This is a genomic window from Pedococcus sp. KACC 23699 (assembly GCF_045348425.1).
In the GTDB taxonomy this organism is placed as follows: Bacteria; Actinomycetota; Actinomycetes; order Actinomycetales; family Dermatophilaceae; genus Pedococcus.
Genome location: NZ_CP157483.1, coordinates 2,949,306 through 2,966,594 on the forward strand (window position 1 = coordinate 2,949,306; position 17,289 = coordinate 2,966,594).

Annotated in this window: 17 protein-coding genes; 16 read left to right on the plus strand and 1 reads right to left on the minus strand. The window is 71.9% G+C overall.

The features are described 5' to 3' along the window. The first annotated feature begins 42 nt into the window (after positions 1-42). Together ABEG17_RS13940 and rsmD are read left to right on the plus strand one after the other, a co-directional pair. Complete coding sequence (locus ABEG17_RS13940) at positions 43-819, plus strand: alpha/beta fold hydrolase (protein WP_406830078.1); 777 nt, start codon at positions 43-45, stop codon at positions 817-819. Between the two features lie 42 nt (positions 820-861). Beyond that, positions 862-1,437, plus strand: coding sequence for a 16S rRNA (guanine(966)-N(2))-methyltransferase RsmD (gene rsmD, locus ABEG17_RS13945; protein ID WP_406830079.1), 576 nt, complete (start codon positions 862-864; stop codon positions 1,435-1,437). An 85-nt stretch (positions 1,438-1,522) separates the two neighbouring features. On the opposite strand, the gene ABEG17_RS13950 is transcribed toward rsmD, so the two are convergent. Next, positions 1,523-1,819 carry a hypothetical protein gene (locus tag ABEG17_RS13950; RefSeq protein WP_406830080.1) on the minus strand — a complete coding sequence of 99 codons (297 nt, stop codon included), beginning with the start codon at positions 1,817-1,819 and terminating at the stop codon, positions 1,523-1,525. Between the two features lie 173 nt (positions 1,820-1,992). Here ABEG17_RS13950 and ABEG17_RS13955 point away from each other — a divergent pair, with 173 nt between their 5' ends. From ABEG17_RS13955 to ftsY, 14 genes are all read left to right on the plus strand, one after another. Continuing rightward, on the plus strand, positions 1,993-2,544 hold the full coding sequence (locus tag ABEG17_RS13955) for a hemerythrin domain-containing protein (RefSeq protein ID WP_406830081.1): 552 nt from the start codon (positions 1,993-1,995) through the stop codon (positions 2,542-2,544). 39 nt (positions 2,545-2,583) lie between these two features. Then, the gene (coaD, locus tag ABEG17_RS13960; protein ID WP_406830082.1) at positions 2,584-3,111 is read left to right on the plus strand and encodes a pantetheine-phosphate adenylyltransferase; all 528 of its coding nucleotides are present in this window, start codon (positions 2,584-2,586) and stop codon (positions 3,109-3,111) included. A 52-nt stretch (positions 3,112-3,163) separates the two neighbouring features. Continuing rightward, positions 3,164-5,209, plus strand: coding sequence for an acyltransferase family protein (locus ABEG17_RS13965; protein ID WP_406833206.1), 2,046 nt, complete (start codon positions 3,164-3,166; stop codon positions 5,207-5,209). Between the two features lie 113 nt (positions 5,210-5,322). Continuing rightward, positions 5,323-5,919: a YceD family protein gene (locus ABEG17_RS13970; RefSeq protein WP_406830083.1), complete on the plus strand. Its 597-nt coding sequence runs from the start codon at positions 5,323-5,325 to the stop codon at positions 5,917-5,919. A 1-nt stretch (position 5,920) separates the two neighbouring features. Further along, complete coding sequence (gene rpmF, locus ABEG17_RS13975) at positions 5,921-6,115, plus strand: 50S ribosomal protein L32 (protein ID WP_406830084.1); 195 nt, start codon at positions 5,921-5,923, stop codon at positions 6,113-6,115. Positions 6,116-6,210: 95 nt separating this feature from the next. Further along, positions 6,211-6,912: a ribonuclease III gene (gene rnc, locus ABEG17_RS13980; protein ID WP_406833207.1), complete on the plus strand. Its 702-nt coding sequence runs from the start codon at positions 6,211-6,213 to the stop codon at positions 6,910-6,912. Positions 6,913-6,933: 21 nt separating this feature from the next. Beyond that, positions 6,934-7,803, plus strand: a complete 870-nt coding sequence (gene mutM, locus ABEG17_RS13985; RefSeq protein WP_406830085.1) for a bifunctional DNA-formamidopyrimidine glycosylase/DNA-(apurinic or apyrimidinic site) lyase — start codon at positions 6,934-6,936, stop codon at positions 7,801-7,803. Positions 7,804-7,851: 48 nt separating this feature from the next. Then, positions 7,852-8,148 (plus strand): acylphosphatase, encoded by a 297-nt coding sequence (locus ABEG17_RS13990; RefSeq protein ID WP_406830086.1) that lies wholly within the window; start codon positions 7,852-7,854, stop codon positions 8,146-8,148. 214 nt (positions 8,149-8,362) lie between these two features. Continuing rightward, positions 8,363-8,566 carry a hypothetical protein gene (locus ABEG17_RS13995; RefSeq protein WP_406830087.1) on the plus strand — a complete coding sequence of 68 codons (204 nt, stop codon included), beginning with the start codon at positions 8,363-8,365 and terminating at the stop codon, positions 8,564-8,566. A 65-nt stretch (positions 8,567-8,631) separates the two neighbouring features. After that, positions 8,632-8,898, plus strand: coding sequence for a chorismate mutase (locus ABEG17_RS14000; protein WP_406833208.1), 267 nt, complete (start codon positions 8,632-8,634; stop codon positions 8,896-8,898). 160 nt (positions 8,899-9,058) lie between these two features. Further along, positions 9,059-12,631, plus strand: a complete 3,573-nt coding sequence (smc, locus tag ABEG17_RS14005) for a chromosome segregation protein SMC (RefSeq protein ID WP_406830088.1) — start codon at positions 9,059-9,061, stop codon at positions 12,629-12,631. A 125-nt stretch (positions 12,632-12,756) separates the two neighbouring features. Further along, on the plus strand, positions 12,757-13,029 hold the full coding sequence (locus tag ABEG17_RS14010) for a hypothetical protein (RefSeq protein WP_406830089.1): 273 nt from the start codon (positions 12,757-12,759) through the stop codon (positions 13,027-13,029). Positions 13,030-13,241: 212 nt separating this feature from the next. After that, positions 13,242-15,926 carry a hypothetical protein gene (locus tag ABEG17_RS14015; protein ID WP_406830090.1) on the plus strand — a complete coding sequence of 895 codons (2,685 nt, stop codon included), beginning with the start codon at positions 13,242-13,244 and terminating at the stop codon, positions 15,924-15,926. Positions 15,927-16,050: 124 nt separating this feature from the next. After that, positions 16,051-17,271 carry a signal recognition particle-docking protein FtsY gene (ftsY, locus tag ABEG17_RS14020; RefSeq protein ID WP_406830091.1) on the plus strand — a complete coding sequence of 407 codons (1,221 nt, stop codon included), beginning with the start codon at positions 16,051-16,053 and terminating at the stop codon, positions 17,269-17,271. Positions 17,272-17,289 lie beyond the last annotated feature (18 nt).

The following is a 17,289-nucleotide window of genomic DNA, read 5'->3' on the forward strand; positions in this document are numbered from 1 at the left end:
ACCCGGGCGCCGAGGGAGGGGAGCGCGCCCTAGGGTGGCGGGATGCTTCTCTCCCACGACGTCGAGGGCTCCGGCCCGCCGATCCTCCTGCTGCACTCCGGTGTGGCCGACCGTCGGATGTGGGACGACCTCGTTCCTGCGCTGAGCCACGCGTTCACGGTGGTGCGACCCGACTTCCGCGGGTTCGGTGACTCGCCGATGTCGCCGGGGGAGTACGCCGACGCCGACGACCTCGCTGCCCTCCTGGACCGCCTCGGCATCGTCGACGCGGCCGTCGTCGGGTCGAGCTTCGGAGGCAGGGTCGCCCTCGAGCTCGCGACCCTGCACCCCGGGCGGGTGTCGTCCCTCGTGCTGCTCTGCGCGGCATACCGGGGGGTGGAGCCCACGGCCGACGTCCAGGAGTTCGGAGCGGAGGAGGATCGGCTCCTGGAGGCAGGCGACGTCGAGGGGGCGACCGAGCTCAACGTCCGTACCTTCCTCGGACCCGACGCGTCCGAGGCCACCAGGGAGCGGCTGGTGGGGATGCAGCGGCGGGCGTTCGAGGTGCAGCTCGCCGCCGACGAGCAGGACCCGCCACCGGCACCCCGCCGCATCGAGGTCGACCCGACGGCGCTCGCCGTGCCCACGGTGGTGGTGTCGGGCGCCCGCGACCTCGACCTGTTCAAGGAGATCGCGGCCGTCCTGGCCCGCGAGATCCCTGGCGCCGAGTCCGTCGAGCTCGAGTGGGCCGGCCACCTGCCGTCCCTCGAGCGCCCCGACGCCGTCCTGGCCCTGCTGCTCGACGTCCTGCGCGACGACCCGACGGTCCACCAGCCCTGACGGGGTCGCCGCACGGGTGCCGAGCGCTGTTACGGTGCGGCCGTGACGCGGATCATCAGCGGCAGGGCCGGAGGGCTGCGGCTCTCGACGCCCCCGGGTGCGGGCACCCGCCCCACGAGCGACCGCGTCCGTGAGGCGCTGTTCTCGCGACTGGAGCACCTCGAGGTGGTCGGCGGCGCGCGGGTCCTCGACCTCTATGCCGGGTCGGGGGCGCTCGGCCTCGAGGCCCTGAGCCGTGGAGCGGCCTCCGTCCTGCTCGTGGAGTCCGACAAGGGGGCCGCGAAGGTGACCCGGGAGAACACGGGTGCCATCGGCATACCCGGCGCAGTCGTCCGGCAGGCCGCGGTGGCCAAGGTGCTCGCCACCCCGCCCGCCGAGCGGTTCACCCTCGTCTTCAGCGACCCGCCGTATGCCCTCACCGAGGACGAGCTCGCCGCCGACCTGGCGCTGCTGGCCGAGCAGGACTGGCTCACGGACGACGCGTTGGTCGTCGTCGAACGCTCCTCGCGCACGCCCGAGCCCCGGTGGCCGTCCGACTGGGAGGTCGAGGGGGAACGTCGCTACGGCGAGACGAAGATCTGGTTCGCCGGCCCGAAGCCGCCGGACGAGATCGCCTGAGCCGTATGGCGTCTCGCCCACCTGTGGCGGACGCGACGAGGGCCCGGGACCATCCGGTCCCGGGCCCTCGTGCCGTGCTGGTGCCTCAGTCGGTCGGCGCCGCCGACGGGATGATGCTGAACTGCACCGCGCCGGACTGGTCGACGTTCGCATCGAGGACCTGGTCGCCGAGGGCGGCCGCTGCGGTCTCGTCGAGGAACACCTTCGCGCCCTCGCTCTCGACGACGGCGTCGCCAGGCAGGGCCTGCTCCGCGGTGGTGACCACGAGGGCGTCCGCGGCCGGGTCCTCCTGGCTGAAGCGCAGGCCGGCGTCGTCGCCCGCCTCCGTCTGGTCGACCAGGGTCTTGACGATCGTGCTGGCGTTCTCGGTCAGGGTGAGCATGTGGCTCTCCATCTCTGGGTTGAGTTCAGGCCGTAGAGGTCAGGACGTCTCCACCGTCTCGCAGGCGTCGACACGACTCAAACCGGGCGTCCGATGGGTGGGACCGCGTCTCGGAAGCGACCTCGAGACAGGCCCGAGGTGTGTCCTGACCCCGGGTGAGAGAAGGTGAGCCCATGACCGAGTACGAGATCCCCCGCCCCACGTCCGGTGACGTCGTCGACCTCATCCTCGAGGACCACCGCCTGTTCGAGTCCCTCCTGCGCGACCTGCGTGACGCCACCGCGGACCGCGAGGCGGCTCGGGCTGCCCTGTCCGCGGTCCTCATCGCCCACGGCGAGGCCGAGGAGTCGAAGGTCTACCCGAACCTCGAGCGCAAGGACGCCATCACCGACCACGAGGCCGAGCACGGCGAGGAGGAGCACGCCGAGGGCAACGAGGCGCTGCTCGCGCTGCTGGAGTGCAAGGGCACCGACACCCAGAAGTTCGACGACGCCGTCGAGGACCTGGCGACGGCCCTCAACCACCACATCGGCGAGGAGGAACAGACCATCCTCAACCCGGCGCGCACCGATGTGTCGCAGGAGGTCCGCGACGACCTCGGCGTGAAGTGGGCGACCGAGCGCAACCGCCTCCTCGAGGCCGGGGCGGGCTCCATCACCAACGTCCGCGAGATCGTCGCCAAGGCCCACAAGGACGGGCTGCTCCCGGCCGACGACGAGGACTGAGCCGGCGGGGCAGGGCTGCTCCGCTGCTAGCGTTCCGCTGTGACCAGCCCCGCCCCCACCTCGGCCACTGACGCCCGCCGACGTGCCGTCTGCCCCGGCTCCTACGACCCGGTGACCCTCGGGCACGTCGACGTCATCCGCCGGGCAGCGGCCCTGCACGACGAGGTCGTCGTCGCGGTGCTGCACAACCCCGCCAAGCAGGGGGTGTTCACCCCGGACGAGCGCCGCGAGCTGATCGAGGACGCCGTCGGCGACCTGGCCGGCGTGCGGGTCGAGGTCTTCGCCGGCCAGCTGCTCGTCGACGTGTGCAAGGCCGTGGGGGCGGACGTCGTGGTCAAGGGGCTGCGCAGCGGCACCGACTTCGCCTACGAGCTGCCGATGGCCCTGATGAACCGACACCTGACCGGCCTCGAGACCGTGTTCCTGCCCGGCGAGCCGAGCTTCGGCCACGTGTCGAGCTCCCTGGTCAAGGAGGTCGTCCGCTACGGCGGCGACGTCACCGGGCTCGTGACCGACCGGGTCCGCGACGCCCTCGTCGCCCGCCTCCAGGCCGACCAGGGGAACTGACCTGACCGCACGGACCCAGCGACCGGCGCGCTTCCGGCCGGACATCGAAGGGCTGAGGGCGGTCGCCGTCCTGCTCGTCCTGATCCACCACGCCGGCCTGCCGCTGCAGAACGGTTTCCTCGGGGTCGACGTCTTCTTCGTCATCTCCGGGTTCCTCATCACCGGGATCCTCGTCCGCGAGCTCATGGGCACCGGCACGATCTCCTGGACCCGTTTCGTCGGGCGCCGGGTCAGGCGCCTGCTCCCGGCGGCCGTCCTGGTGCTCGTCGTGACAGCCGCCGTGGCGTGGTTCGTCGTGCCCGGCCTGCGGCGCCGCGAGATCGGCACGGACGTCGCCGGCGCCGCGCTCTACGTCGTCAACTGGGTCCTGGCCCACCGCGCCGTGGACTACCTAGCCTCGGACACCGTGCCCTCCCCGGTCCAGCACTTCTGGTCCCTGGCCGTCGAGGAACAGTTCTACGTCGTGTGGCCGCTGGCCCTCATCGCCCTGGGCTTCATGCTGCGCCGGTACGGCCGCCGGCCCTCGATGCGGTCGGTCGGCCTGCTGCTCGCGCTTCTCGCCGTGCCGTCCTTCGCGTATGCCGTGTGGCTGGGTGTCCGCGACCCGGCCCGCTCGTACTTCGTCACGACCACCCGGGCCTGGGAGCTCGGGGTCGGGGCGGCGCTGGCCCTCTGGTGCGCAGCCCCTGAGTCCTCCCCGGTCGACGGGGGACCGCGGACGCCCGTGTCGCACCGCGTGGCGGCTGCCATCGGGTGGACCGGGCTCGCGGCGGTCCTCGGCAGCGCGCTGTGGCTTCCTCGCGGCGCGACGACGCCCGGCGCGTGGACCCTGGTCCCGACCCTCGGCGTCGCAGCCGTCCTCTGGGCGGGGTGGACCGGCACGCCCCACGGCCCGGTCCGGGTGCTCGGCACCCGGCCGATGGTCTGGGTCGGCGGTCTGTCGTACTCGATCTACCTGTGGCACTGGCCGGCGCTGGTCCTCACCGGGTGGGCCCTGGACGGGCTGACCGGCCCGCTGCGGGTCGTCGTCGCGCTGCTCTCCGTGGTGCCCGCCTGGCTGAGCCACCGGTACCTCGAGCAGCCGGTGCACCACAACGCCGCCCTGGCGGCGAGAACGCAGCGGGTGCTCGTGCTCGGCGCGGCCCTGTCCGCCGCGGGCGCGCTCGCGGCGGTGCCCCTGACCCAGGCTCCCTCGCCCTTTCGCACCACGCCCGTCTCCGGCGCCGTACCGGCGGTGGGTGGCCTGGGTGCCGCCACCCTGACGACGCCCCCCGATCCCGACCCCGCCGCCTACGCCGTGGACGACTGGGGGTGGCTGACCCCCGACCCCCAGCTCGCGGGGAAGGACCGCCCGGCCGCCGACGTCGACCGCTGCCAGGTGGACCGGCTCGCCGAGACGCCCGTGCCGTGCGAGTTCGGTGTGGCGGGCGGCCCCCTCACGGTCGCCCTCGTCGGCGACTCCAAGGCGATGCAGTGGCTCCCCGCGCTCCAGCGCCTCGCGCCGCAGCGGGGGTGGCGGGTGGTGACGTACGGCAAGTCGGCCTGCGCGTTCGCTGCGGGGCAGGCCGAGTCGGCGGGGAAGCGCTACCCGTCGTGCGACGCCTTCAACAGGCACGTCATGGACGCCCTGCGTGCCCACCCGCCGGACCTCCTGCTGACCTCCGGGTATGCCGCCAGGGCCTGGGACGGTGGCGCCTCGACCACGGAGGCGCTCGTGCGCGGCCTGGCCACGAGGTGGCGCGAGGTCGCCGACCTCGGGATCCCCATGGCGGTGATCGCCGACAGCCCGCTCTCGCCGGACGACCTCGACGTGTGCACCGCGCGCCACCCCCACCGGCTCAGTCTCTGCTCGTTCGACCGGGCGCCGGCCGTGGCCGGGAGCGGGTTGCCTGCCCAGCGGCAGGCCGCTGCGGAGTCGGGCGCCCCCCTCATCGACCTGACGCCCTTCATCTGCCCGGTCGCGAGGTGCCCCGTGGCGATCGGGCACGTGACCATCCACCGGGCCGGCGACCACCTGACGGCGACCTACGTCAGCACGCTGGCGCCCCGGCTGGGCGCCGCCCTCGACCGCCTGCCCTCGGCACCGTCGGGGCGCTGACCCGGGCCCGATCGCCGTGCATTTGGGAGAGTGGGTCGTGCTCCGGTAACCTCGTGCGTCGGTCTACGTCTCATCCGAGGCGGGTGGCCGAGTCACTCGACACAGCTGGAGCCATGGAACACCTCAATCCCCGATCGCCGTTGGTCTTCGACACCACGGACCTCGGTCGGCGACCCGGAACCATGGTGCCGGTCCAGCGGACCGTCGAGGCGCCTGCCGACTTCGGCACGGACGTCATCGCAGTGCCCAAGGGTGCTGAGATGCAGATCGGGCTGAGGCTCGAGTCCGTGGTCGAGGGAGTGCTGGTGACCGGCTCGGTCCACGCCACGGCAACCGGCGCCTGCGTGCGGTGCCTGGACCCGATCGCCCACGACGTGGACGGTCACTTCCAGGAGCTGTTCGCCTACGCCGACCGTGCTGCCCACCACCGCGAGGTGGGGGCGGACGACGACGAGACCGAGGAGCTCAAGCTCGAGGGCGACCTGTTCGACCTCGAGTCGGTGCTCCTGGACACGGTGGTGCCCGCACTGCCGTTCCAGCCGGTGTGCCGGGAGGACTGTCCGGGTCTGTGCTCCGAGTGTGGAGCGCGCCTGGCCGACGACCCCGACCACCAGCACGATGTGATCGACCCCCGGTGGGCCGCGCTGAACGCGCTGTCCACCGATGCCAGCACCACCACCCAGAGCACCATCGAAGAGAAGAGGAACTGACGTGGCTGTCCCGAAGCGGAAGACGTCGCGCTCCAACACCCGTTCGCGTCGCGCGAACTGGAAGACGACGGCGACCACGCTGACCGTGTGCCCCCAGTGCAAGGCCCAGATGCAGCCGCACATCGCGTGCCCGTCCTGCGGCTCCTACAAGGGTCGTCACTACACGGTCGCCGAGCGCACCGAGCACCAGGGCTGAGACAGCCCGAACCCCTCGTGAGTTCCACTCCGTCCCCCGTGGGGGACAGCGAGAAGCAGCGGCCCGTCGACGAGTTCCTCCAGCACCTCACCGGTGTGGTGGAGGCTCCCATCGACGAGCCGCTGCTTCTGCGCGCCCTGACCCATCGCTCGTACGCGTACGAGAACGGTGGCCTGCCCAACAACGAGCGCCTCGAGTTCCTCGGCGACTCGGTGCTCGGGCTGGTCGTCACCGACACGCTCTACACGACGCACCCCGACCTGCCCGAGGGCCAGCTGGCCAAGCTGCGTGCCGCCGTGGTGAACATGCGGGCCCTCGCCGACGTCGCCCGCACCCTCGGCCTGGGTGACCACGTCCGCCTCGGACGCGGCGAGGAGACCACCGGCGGCCGCGACAAGGCCTCAATCCTCGCCGACACGATGGAGGCGGTCATCGGCACCGTCTACCTGTCGGCCGGCATGGACGCCGCGGCCACGCTCGTGCACCACCTGCTCGACCCGCTCATGGCCGCCAGCGCCACGCTCGGCGCCGGTTTGGACTGGAAGACCAGCCTGCAGGAGCTGTCCGCCGCAACCTCCCTCGGCGTCCCGGAGTACCGGGTCGAGGAGGAGGGCCCGGACCACGAGAAGACCTTCACCGCGCAGGCGGTCGTGGCCTCGGAGGTGCTGGGCGCCGGCACGGGCCGGTCGAAGAAGGAAGCCGAGCAGAAGGCTGCCGAGCTGGCCTGGCGCGCGCTGAGCGCCCGGGCCGCGGAGGCCGCAGAGGCGGCCGACGCCGTCGCGGGCTCGCCCTCCTAGGCGAGCGGACGCCATACCGCCATGCCCGAGCTGCCCGAGGTCGAGGTGGTCCGGCGCGGGCTGGCCGACCACGTCGTCGGCCGCACGATCGAGCGGGCGGAGTTCCGCGGGACCCGCGTCGCGCGCCGGCACCTGCCCGGGCCGCTCGACCTGGCGGACCGGCTGGCCGGCAACCACGTCGAGCAGGCGCGGCGGCGCGGCAAGTACCTCTGGCTGGTGCTGCGCACCCCCGACGGATCGCGCCAGGGGCTGATCGCCCACCTCGGCATGAGCGGCCAGCTGCTCGTCGAGGCCGCCGACGCCCCGCCGGAGAAGCACCTCCACGCGGTGTTCGACTTCGCGGACGAGGGCCCGCAGCTGAGGTTCGTCGACCAGCGGACGTTCGGCGGTATGGCGCTCGCGGACCTCACGCCCGAGGGCGTGCCCGAGCCCGTGGCCCACATCGCCCCGGACCCTCTCGAGGCGGCCTACGACCAGGGCGCAGTGGTCCGCAGGATGAAGGCCAAGGACGTGGCCGTGAAGCGGGCCCTGCTCGACCAGACCCTCGTGTCCGGCGTCGGCAACATCTACGCCGACGAGGCGCTGTGGAGGGCGCAGGTGCACGGCGAGCGGCTCTGCTCGTCGCTGACCAGGCCCACGCTCTCGAGGATCCTGGACCACGCGCGGACCGTCATGACCGAGGCGCTGGGTCAGGGCGGGACGAGCTTCGACGCGTTGTACGTCAACGTCAACGGTGCGTCGGGCTACTTCGACCGCTCACTGCACGCGTACGGTCAGGAGGGTAGGCCCTGTGATCGCTGCGGGACGTCGATCCGGCGCGAGGCCTTCATGAACCGGTCGTCGTTCTCCTGCCCCCGGTGCCAGCCGAGGCCACGGGTCCGGCGCGGCTGACAGCGGGGCTCCTGCAGTTGTACAACTGGTCGGAAAGGGGTGGTGCAGATGGATCACAGCGGTCCCGCTCGTGCGGTCATCTGGGTGCACGGACAGGTGCAGGGCGTCGGTTTCCGGTGGTGGGTGCGAGCCCGTGCGCTGGAGCTCGGCCTGGTCGGCCATGCACGCAACACCAGCGACGGCCGGGTCGAGGTCGTGGCGCAGGGGGACCAGGACCAGGTGCGCCGGCTCGTCGCCCTCCTCGAGGAGAAGCCGTCGCAGCACCTGCGGCCGGGGCAGGTGCAGACCTGCGTGACGTCCTTCGGCGCCCCACGTGAGGGGTTGACGGGCTTCCTCGAGAAGTAGCGCGGGGGACCGGGGGACCGTGACGTGCGGCTTTGGTCGCCATTCGCCCGGGATCGTCCATTGACCGACGTTGGTGAGGCTGTCACTCTGAGAGACGGCCCCACCGGCACCTGCCCGGCAACCTGCCCACCCGGCACCTTGCGACGGCACCTGCTCCCGGGCCCGACCCGACGCCACATCCCTGACGGCCCCCAGCCGTCTGCAAGGAGTCACCATGGCCAAGGCCCTCGTCGGCTACCGCACTGCCAACGACCAGCGACTGATGCTCGAGACCCTCGAGCTGCGTCGCCGGGTCGCTGACCTGGAGCACCTGGTCGATCGGCTCCAGCGTGACAACGACCTGTTGCGCGAGCAGGCGCGGGAGCACGTGAGACGGCCGGACGTCGTCGGTGCGGGCGCGCCTACGATTGCCGGGTGACCCAGCCCGCTCCACCGCCCACTCCACCGCTCGGTCCCGACCACCCGGGGGCCACGTCCGCCGAGCTGCTGCGCCTGCGCGCGAGCATCGACAACATCGACGCCGCCCTGATCCACCTGCTCGCCGAGCGCTTCAAGTGCACCCAGCAGGTGGGCGAGCTCAAGGCCCGTCAGGGCCTGCCGCCCGCGGACCCCGCGCGTGAGGAGTCCCAGATCGCGCGGCTGCGCGACCTCGCCGACACCGCCGGGCTCGACCCGACGTTCGCCGAGAAGTTCCTGGGCTTCGTCATCGCCGAGGTCATCCACCACCACGAGGCCATCGCCAAGTCCTGACGGCAGACGCCATACCTCTCGTGCCCCATCCGCCCCACGGTGCACAGGCAACGCAGGACGGGCCGTGCTCCCGGGAGCGCGGTGTCCACGCGGGTAGGGTGGCTGCGATCCAGACCCCGTCTGCCCGTCCTCGCCACCTCACCCAGGAGCCGACCCGCTCGTGTACGTCAAGAGCCTGACCCTGAAGGGCTTCAAGTCCTTCGCCTCGGCGACCACGATGCGCCTCGAGCCCGGCATCACCTGCATCGTCGGGCCCAACGGCTCCGGCAAGTCCAACGTCGTCGACGCGCTCGCCTGGGTCATGGGGGAGCAGGGGGCCAAGAGCCTGCGCGGCGGCAAGATGGAGGACGTCATCTTCGCCGGCACAGCCGGACGCGCGCCGCTCGGCCGGGCCGAGGTCGCCCTGACGATCGACAACTCCGACGGCGCCCTGCCGATCGACTACACCGAGGTCACCATCGCGCGGACGATGTTCCGCAACGGTGGCTCCGAGTACGCGATCAACGGCACGTCCTGCCGCCTGCTCGACGTCCAGGAGCTGTTGTCAGACAGCGGCATCGGTCGCGAGATGCACGTCATCGTCGGCCAGGGCCAGCTCGACGCGGTCCTGCGTGCGACCCCCGAGGAGCGGCGCGGGTTCATCGAGGAGGCTGCCGGCGTCCTCAAGCACCGCAAGCGCAAGGAGAAGGCGCTGCGCAAGCTCGAGTCGATGGAGGCCAACCTCACCCGCGTCAACGACCTGACCGGTGAGATCCGTCGTCAGCTCGGCCCGCTCGGCCGCCAGGCCGAGGCAGCCCGGCGCGCCGCAGGCATCCAGGCCGACGCCCGCGACGCCCGCCTGCGCCTGCTCGCCGACGACCTCGTCCAGCTCACCTCGACCCTCGAGCAGGAGGTCGCCGACGAGTCCGCCCTCATCGCCAAGCGCACCGAGGTCGAGGAGGGGCTGGCCACCCTCCGCAGCCGACTGGCCACCCTCGAGCAGCAGGCCCAGGACGCAGCCCCCGAGCTGACCAGGGCGCAGGAGCGCTGGTTCGGCCTGCAGCAGCTGCGCGACAAGCTCGCCTCGACCGAGTCGCTGGCCTCGGAGCGGGTCCGGCTGCTCGGTCAGGACGGTCAGGACGAGCAGACCACCGGCCGCGACCCCGAGGAGCTCAAGGCGCAGGCCGCCGAGGCCCGCAAGCAGGAGGAGTCGCTGCTCGCCGACGTCCGCGAGGCCGCCCGGGCGCTCGAGGCCGCCGTGAGCACCCGCGCAGAGGCCGAGCAGGCGTATGCCGCGGAGCAGCAGCGCCTCCAGCGCCTGGTCCGTGCCGCGGCCGACCGCCGTGAGGGCCTGGCCAAGCTCGCCGGCCAGGTCGGTGCCCGTCGCAGTCGCATCGAGGCCGGCGAGGCGGAGATCGGCCGTCTGCGCGGGATCGTCGAGCAGTCGCTGGAGCGTGCTGCCGCCGCAGAGCGCGAGTTCACCCAGCTCGAGGCGTCGGTCGCCGTCGACGAGGAGGGCGAGGAGGGCCTCGACAGCGCCTACGAGAAGGCTGCAGCCGTGCTCGAAGGCATCGAGGCCGAGGTCGAGGGGCACAAGGAGGCCGAGCGCATGGCCGAGCGCGACCGCACCACCGCCGCGGCACGCCTCGAGGCCCTCGAGCTGAGCCTGTCCCGCAAGGACGGTGCCGCGACGCTGCTCGCGGCCGCCGACAGCCGGCACGGCATCCTGGGGTCGGTCGCCTCGCTGCTGCAGGTCAAGGGCGGCCACGAGGCTGCCGTCGCCGCCGCCCTCGGCTGGGCCGGCGACGCGCTCGCGGTCGAGTCGATCGACCACGCGGCCCGTGCCCTGGTCTCGCTGCGCGAGCAGGACGCGGGCCGGGCGGCGTTCCTCGTCGGCCAGACCGCGACGTCCAGCGACCCCGCCACGTGGCCTGCCCTGGAGGGCTCGGCCGTCTGGGCGCGCGACGTCGTCGAGGCCCCGGTCACGGTCCGGCCGGCGGTCGAGCAGCTGCTCGACCGCGTCGCCCTGGTCGACGACCCCGCCCTGGCCGCCTCGCTCGTGGCGAGGGGCGAGGGCGTCACCGCGGTCACCGCCGACGGCGACGTCTTCGCACCCGGGTTCGTGCGCGGTGGCAGCAGCCACGCCCCGAGCCTGATCGAGATCCAGTCGGCCGTCGACGAGACCCGTGACCGGGTCGCCGACGCGACGCGGCGCGGGGAGCAGGCGAGGTTCGCCCTCACCAGCGCCCAGGAGCGCCACAGCCACGCAGCCGACGACGTCGAGGCGGCCCTCGAGGCCCTGCACGACTCCGACGCCAAGATGGCCGCCGTCGCCGAGCGGTTGGGGCACCTCGGTGCCACCGTCCGGGCGGCCAAGGCCGAGGCCGAACGCACCGAGCGAAGCATCGCCACGGCGACCGAGGCCCTCGAGGCCGACCGCCTCGAGCTCGCCGGGCTGACCGAGCGCCTCGACGAGGCCAGTGCCGAGCCCACCGAGGCCCAGGACCCCAGCACCGACGAGCGCGACCGCCTCGAGGCCCTGGCCAGCCGCGGCCGCGCGAGCGAGACCGAGCTGCGCCTCACCCTGCGCACCAAGGAGGAGCGCGCCCGCGCCCTGAAGGGCCGCGCCGACTCCCTCGAGGGCGCAGCCCGCAACGAGCTGGCCGCCCGGCAGCGTCTCGCCGCCCGCCAGGAACGCCGCAAGCGCGAGGCCGCTGTGGCTGAGGCGGTCCGTCGCGGCGCGGCATACGCCGTCTCGCTCGTGGCGACCACCCTCGACACCGCCGCCCGCCAGCGCGCGCTCGCGGAGACCGCCCGCACCGAGCGCGACCAGGCGCTCGCCCAGGTCCGCCGCGAGGTCAACGCCCTGCAGGACGAGCTGCGCGACCTCACCGACACGGTGCACCGCGACGAGGTGGCGCGCACCCAGCAGCGGCTGCGGATCGAGGCCATGCAGGCCAAGGCCGTCGAGGAGCTCGGCATGGACCCGGCCGTGCTCATGGAGGACTTCGGGCCGCACCAGCTGGTGCCGCACGTCCCCGGACCCGATGACGACAAGGACGACCTGCCCGAGCCCACACCGTTCGTCCGGGAGGTGCAGGAGAAGCGACTGCGCAAGGCCGAACGGGCCCTGAACGCCCTCGGCCGGGTCAACCCCCTCGCGCTGGAGGAGTTCGCAGCGCTCGAGGAACGTCACAAGTTCCTCACCGACCAGCTCGAGGACCTCAAGAAGTCCAAGCGCGACCTGCTCGACATCGTCAAGGAGGTCGACGAGCGGGTCGAGCGTGTCTTCACCGAGGCGTTCCACGACACCGCCGCCCAGTTCGAGGGCGTCTTCGGCCGGTTGTTCCCCGGGGGTGAGGGCAAGCTGACGCTGACCGATCCCTCCAACATGCTGACGACGGGCATCGAGGTCGAGGCCCGCCCGCCCGGCAAGAAGATCAAGCGGCTCTCGCTGCTCTCCGGTGGCGAGCGCTCCCTCGTGGCGGTGGCGCTGCTCGTGTCGATCTTCAAGGCGCGGCCCAGCCCCTTCTACATCATGGACGAGGTCGAGGCGGCGCTGGACGACGCCAACCTCGGCCGCCTCATCACCCTCTTCGAGGAGCTGCGCGACTCCAGCCAGCTCATCGTCATCACCCACCAGAAGCGCACCATGGAGGTGGCCGACGCGCTGTACGGCGTGTCGATGCGTGGTGACGGCGTGACGACCGTGGTGTCGCAACGGATCCGCGACGTGGTGGCGCAGAGCGCCTGAGGGGCGCTTCAGGTTGGCAGCGTCGCAGGCGGGGCAGCGTGTCGCGTCCCGCTGCGGGCGGGAACGCTCGTCCCACGGCGGGGTGTCGATTTGGTCGGGGTGCCGCGGCAAGGCACTCTGGTCACATGCTTGCGCTGATCATCGGGATGCTGCTGTGCGTCGGACTGGCCCTGGCCGTCGTCGCCGTCGTGGCGGTCCCTGCGCGCCGCGAGGGCCGCGACCTGCTCAGCCCCCAGGGCGAGGAGATCGTCGCCGCGGTGAAGGAGAAGACCGAGGCCACCCTCGAGTCGACCATCGAGAAGACCGGCGACGTCATCAGCGCCACCAAGGACAAGGTGGCCGAGACGGTGCAGCGTGACCCGGCCGAGGACGCCGGTCAGCAGCGCAAGGCCAGCTGACCGACCCGGTCCTCCAGGGCCTCGAACGCCGCTGCACGCCCTTTGACCGGTCGTCCGGGGCAGCCACGCTGACCTGCGCATTCACCGAAACGACCGATGCCGCGCCTCGACTGAACGGCCCATGACAGATGTCATGGGCCAAATGTCTCCTGGGGCCCGATATTGGGGCGGGCCCGACCGGGCTCATCCCCCCGTCGGAGGAGACGCCCACGATGGCATCCATCACTCCCCGCGCCCGTCGGTTCGTCGCCGCCGGTGCCGGAATCGCCTTGGTCGCCGCAGGTTCTGCCGGCTTCCTCGGCCGCCACGAGCTCAACGAGGCCTACCTGAAGTACCAGTGGCGCGACAAGCACTACAACCCTGTCGTCATGGAGAAGGCGCTCATGATCGCCGGTGGCAACCCCACCGAGTCGCAGAACGAGTCCAAGGAAGCCGTGACGATCGAGGAGCAGTTCGCCCAGCCGCGGACCGCGCCCGGCATCGTCGCCCCCGGCGCCTACGGCAACGCCTTCACCCAGCTGTCCTCGATGCCGCACACCGCCGGTACCTGGAACGAGGTCACCAAGGTCCCCTACAACGAGGACGACACCCGGTACCGCGACTGGTACTCCAACTCCTCGGGCGGCGCGGGCTACGGCACCGGGCGCATCACGGGCATGGCCGCTGACTCGGCCAACCACGTGTATGCCGCGGGCGCCGACGGCGGCGTGTGGCGCTCCAGCCAGGGCGGCGGCGCATGGACGCCCATCGCCGACCAGCTGCCGTCCCTGAGTGGCGGCGACCTGCAGCTCGCCGGCAACGACGGCTCGCTGTGGTTCGCCACGGGCGAGGCGAACACCGGTGGCACGTCCTACGTCGGCTCCGGCGTGTACCGACTGGCCAACCCGACGACCGGGTCCTTCGCCCCCTCGGACAGGGTGGGTGGCAAGGAGCTGGAGTCGACCACGATCGGCCGGGTGCGCTGGGGCGGCTCGACTGTCTTCGCCGCGACCAACCGTGGCATCTGGTACCACGCCGCCGGTTCGCCGTCGGGTGACTGGACCTTCGGCTTCGCGCCCAACATGTCGTACATGCCGCAGATCACCGACGACGCGGGCAAGGTGCTCGTCCCGGCGGGCTCGAACTGGTCGGGGAACACCTCGTCGGGTCCGACGAACGCGGCCTACAAGAACATCGTCAACGACATCGCCGTGGACCCGAAGAACCCCAAGCACGTGATCGCCGCCATCGGCTGGCGCTCGGGTGACACCTACAACGGGTTCTACGAGTCCAGCGACTTCACCAAGGGCCCGTCGAGCTGGCACAAGCTGTCCGTCGTCCCCGGTGGCATCGCGAACACCGACGACATCGGCTACACGACGTTCGCCTTCAGCAAGACCGGCGACCGCCTCTACGCCATGGTCCAGCAGCCGAGCAAGATCAACGCCTCGTCCTCGCTCGCCGGCATCTACGTCTCCAAGACCGGCTCACCGAGCGGGCCGTGGAACCAGATCGCCAACCAGCAGCAGCTGCACAACAGCGGCTCCGCGCTGGACCGCAAGGGCTACGGCGTCGGCGTGCAGGCCTGGTACAACCAGTTCCTGCAGGTGGATCCGTCGAACGCCGACCACGTCTGGGCCGGCCTCGAGGAGGTCTTCGAGACCAAGGACGCCGGATCCCACTGGAACGCCGTCTCGCCCTACTGGAACTTCACCTTCCCGTGCTGGAGCATCGACCCGACCAAGAACACCTGCCCGCTCGCCGGCCACTCGGACCAGCACTCGGTCGCCGTCGGCTCCGCGGGCGGCGCACCGGTCGTGTTCTTCGGCAACGACGGTGGCATCTACCGCCGTCCGGTCAACGGCACGGTCAACGCCAACGGCAACGCCACCGACCTCAAGTCGATGTCGTCTGACGGCACGCTGGGCTCCCTGCAGTACTACTCCTCGTCGGTGGGCAAGGACCCGACCGGCACCGGGATGGTCGTCTCCGGCGGCCTGCAGGACAACGGTGTCTCCAACCTTCGCAAGGTGGCGCCGAACGGCACCAACGGCGACACGGAGATGGGCTCCAACTTCGGTGGTGACGGTGGCGACGGTGCTGCTGACCCCCGCAACGGGTGCAACCAGCTGCAGGAGTACACCAACCTTGCGGTCTACGTGACGAACAACTGCGCCACCAACCCCGGTGCCACCAGTACCGCCACGGCGACGTCCTGGTCGCTCAACCCCGGTGACCCGGGTGCACGCTTCATCGCGCCCATGGGGTTGGACGGCTCCCTGCCGGACAACGCCATCTTCGGCGGGCAGTACGTCTACACCGCCACCGACGTGTGGAAGGCCCGCGACGCGAGCGCCCTGAAGAAGGTGTTCGACCTCGGTGCCGGCCACTCGGCGACGGCGGTCTCGATGAACAACGGCGCCGCCTACGTGTCCTGGTGCGGTCCCTGCAACAACGCAGGCTTCACCCGGGGCATCGCCACCAACGCCGGTGGCACGTGGCACCAGCTGACGCTGGACTCCTCGTTCCCGAACCGCTTCGTGCAGGGCCTGACCGTCGACCCGGCCAACGGCAACCACGCGTATGCCGCGATCAACGGCTTCTCGCGCCGGTTCACCGAGGGCCCGGGTGCCGGTGTCGGCCACGTCTACGAGACGACCGACGGCGGGGCGCACTGGAGTGACATCAGCGGCAACCTGCCCGACGTGCCGGCCAGCTCGGTCAAGCGGCTGTCCAACGGCGGGCTCGTGCTCGGCACCGACCTGACGACGTTCTACCGGGCTCCCGGCGCGACGTCCTGGCAGGTGCTCGGGTCCGGGCTGCCGACCACCGTGGTCATGGACCTCGAGGTGGCACCCGACGGCGATCTGTACGCCGCCACGCACGGCCGGGGCATGTGGAGCATCCCGCTCCCGTAGTGATCCCGTCGTGACCCACCACACCGCCCTCGGCCGCAGCAGCGACCGGGGGCGGTGTGCGTGCGGTGGTCGTGCCATCCGAGGGGCGGTGCCGAATCGTCTGCAGCACCGGTGATGGGGGAGGATGGCCCGCGTGATTGATCAGCTGTGGGAATGGATCGCCATCGCCGTCGGGATCCTCGTGGTCCTCGGGGGTGTGCTGCTCGGGCTCGTGCGCGGCGGGGGAGGGAAGACCAAGGAGGCCCCGCGGCCCCCGGTCTCGACCGGGCCCGACACGGACGTGCTGCCGGGCGTCGGGGACGACGCCACCGAGCCCCGGGACGCCGCCAAGCGGTCGGTCGAGGACGTCGGCGGCGGTGTGGACACCCTCCCCGCACCCGAGACGCTGCCGGAGCCCGAGGTCCCGACGCTCGAGCGCCCGGAGTCCGCCCAGGGTCGGCTGACCCGGCTGCGCGCGCGGCTGTCCCGCTCCAACTCCGCCCTCGGGCACGGCCTGCTCGCCCTGCTGTCACGGGGACGCCTCGACGAGGCCGCGTGGGAAGAGGTCGAGGACACCCTGATCAGCTCCGACCTCGGTGTCGAGGCGACGACCGAGCTCGTCGACAGCCTGCGGGCCCGCGTCAAGGTCGAGGGCACCACCGACGAGGCGACCGTCAGGAGCTGGCTCCGTGAGGACCTGCTGCGCCTGGTCGACCCGAGCCTGGACCGCACCGTCGCCAGCAGCCGGGTGGGCACGCGCCCCGCCGTCGTCCTGGTCGTCGGGGTCAACGGCACCGGCAAGACCACCACCGTCGGCAAGCTCGCGCGCGTGCTCGTCGCCGAGGACAAGGACGTCGTCCTCGGGGCGGCCGACACGTTCCGCGCCGCGGCCGCCGACCAGCTCGAGACCTGGGGTGCCCGGGTCGGGGTGCCGACCGTGCGGTCCGACCGCGACGGCGCCGACCCTGCGGCGGTCGCGTTCGACGCCGTCAAGGCGGGCATGGAGATGGAGGCCGACGTCGTCCTGGTCGACACCGCCGGCCGCCTGCACAACAAGGTCGGCCTGATGGACGAGCTCAGCAAGGTCAAGCGCGTCATCGAGAAGCAGAGCCCGATCGACGAGGTGCTGCTGGTCCTCGACGCCACCACCGGCCAGAACGGCCTGCGCCAGGCCGAGGTGTTCGCCCAGGTCGTCGATGTCACCGGCATCGTCCTGACCAAGCTCGACGGCACCGCCAAGGGCGGCATCGTCGTCTCGGTCCAGCGCAAGCTCGGCGTCCCGGTCAAGCTCGTCGGCCTGGGGGAGGGTCCGGACGACCTCGCACCGTTCGACCCCGAGGCGTTCGTCGACGCGCTGCTCGACTGAGGGTGCACGGCCTGAGGG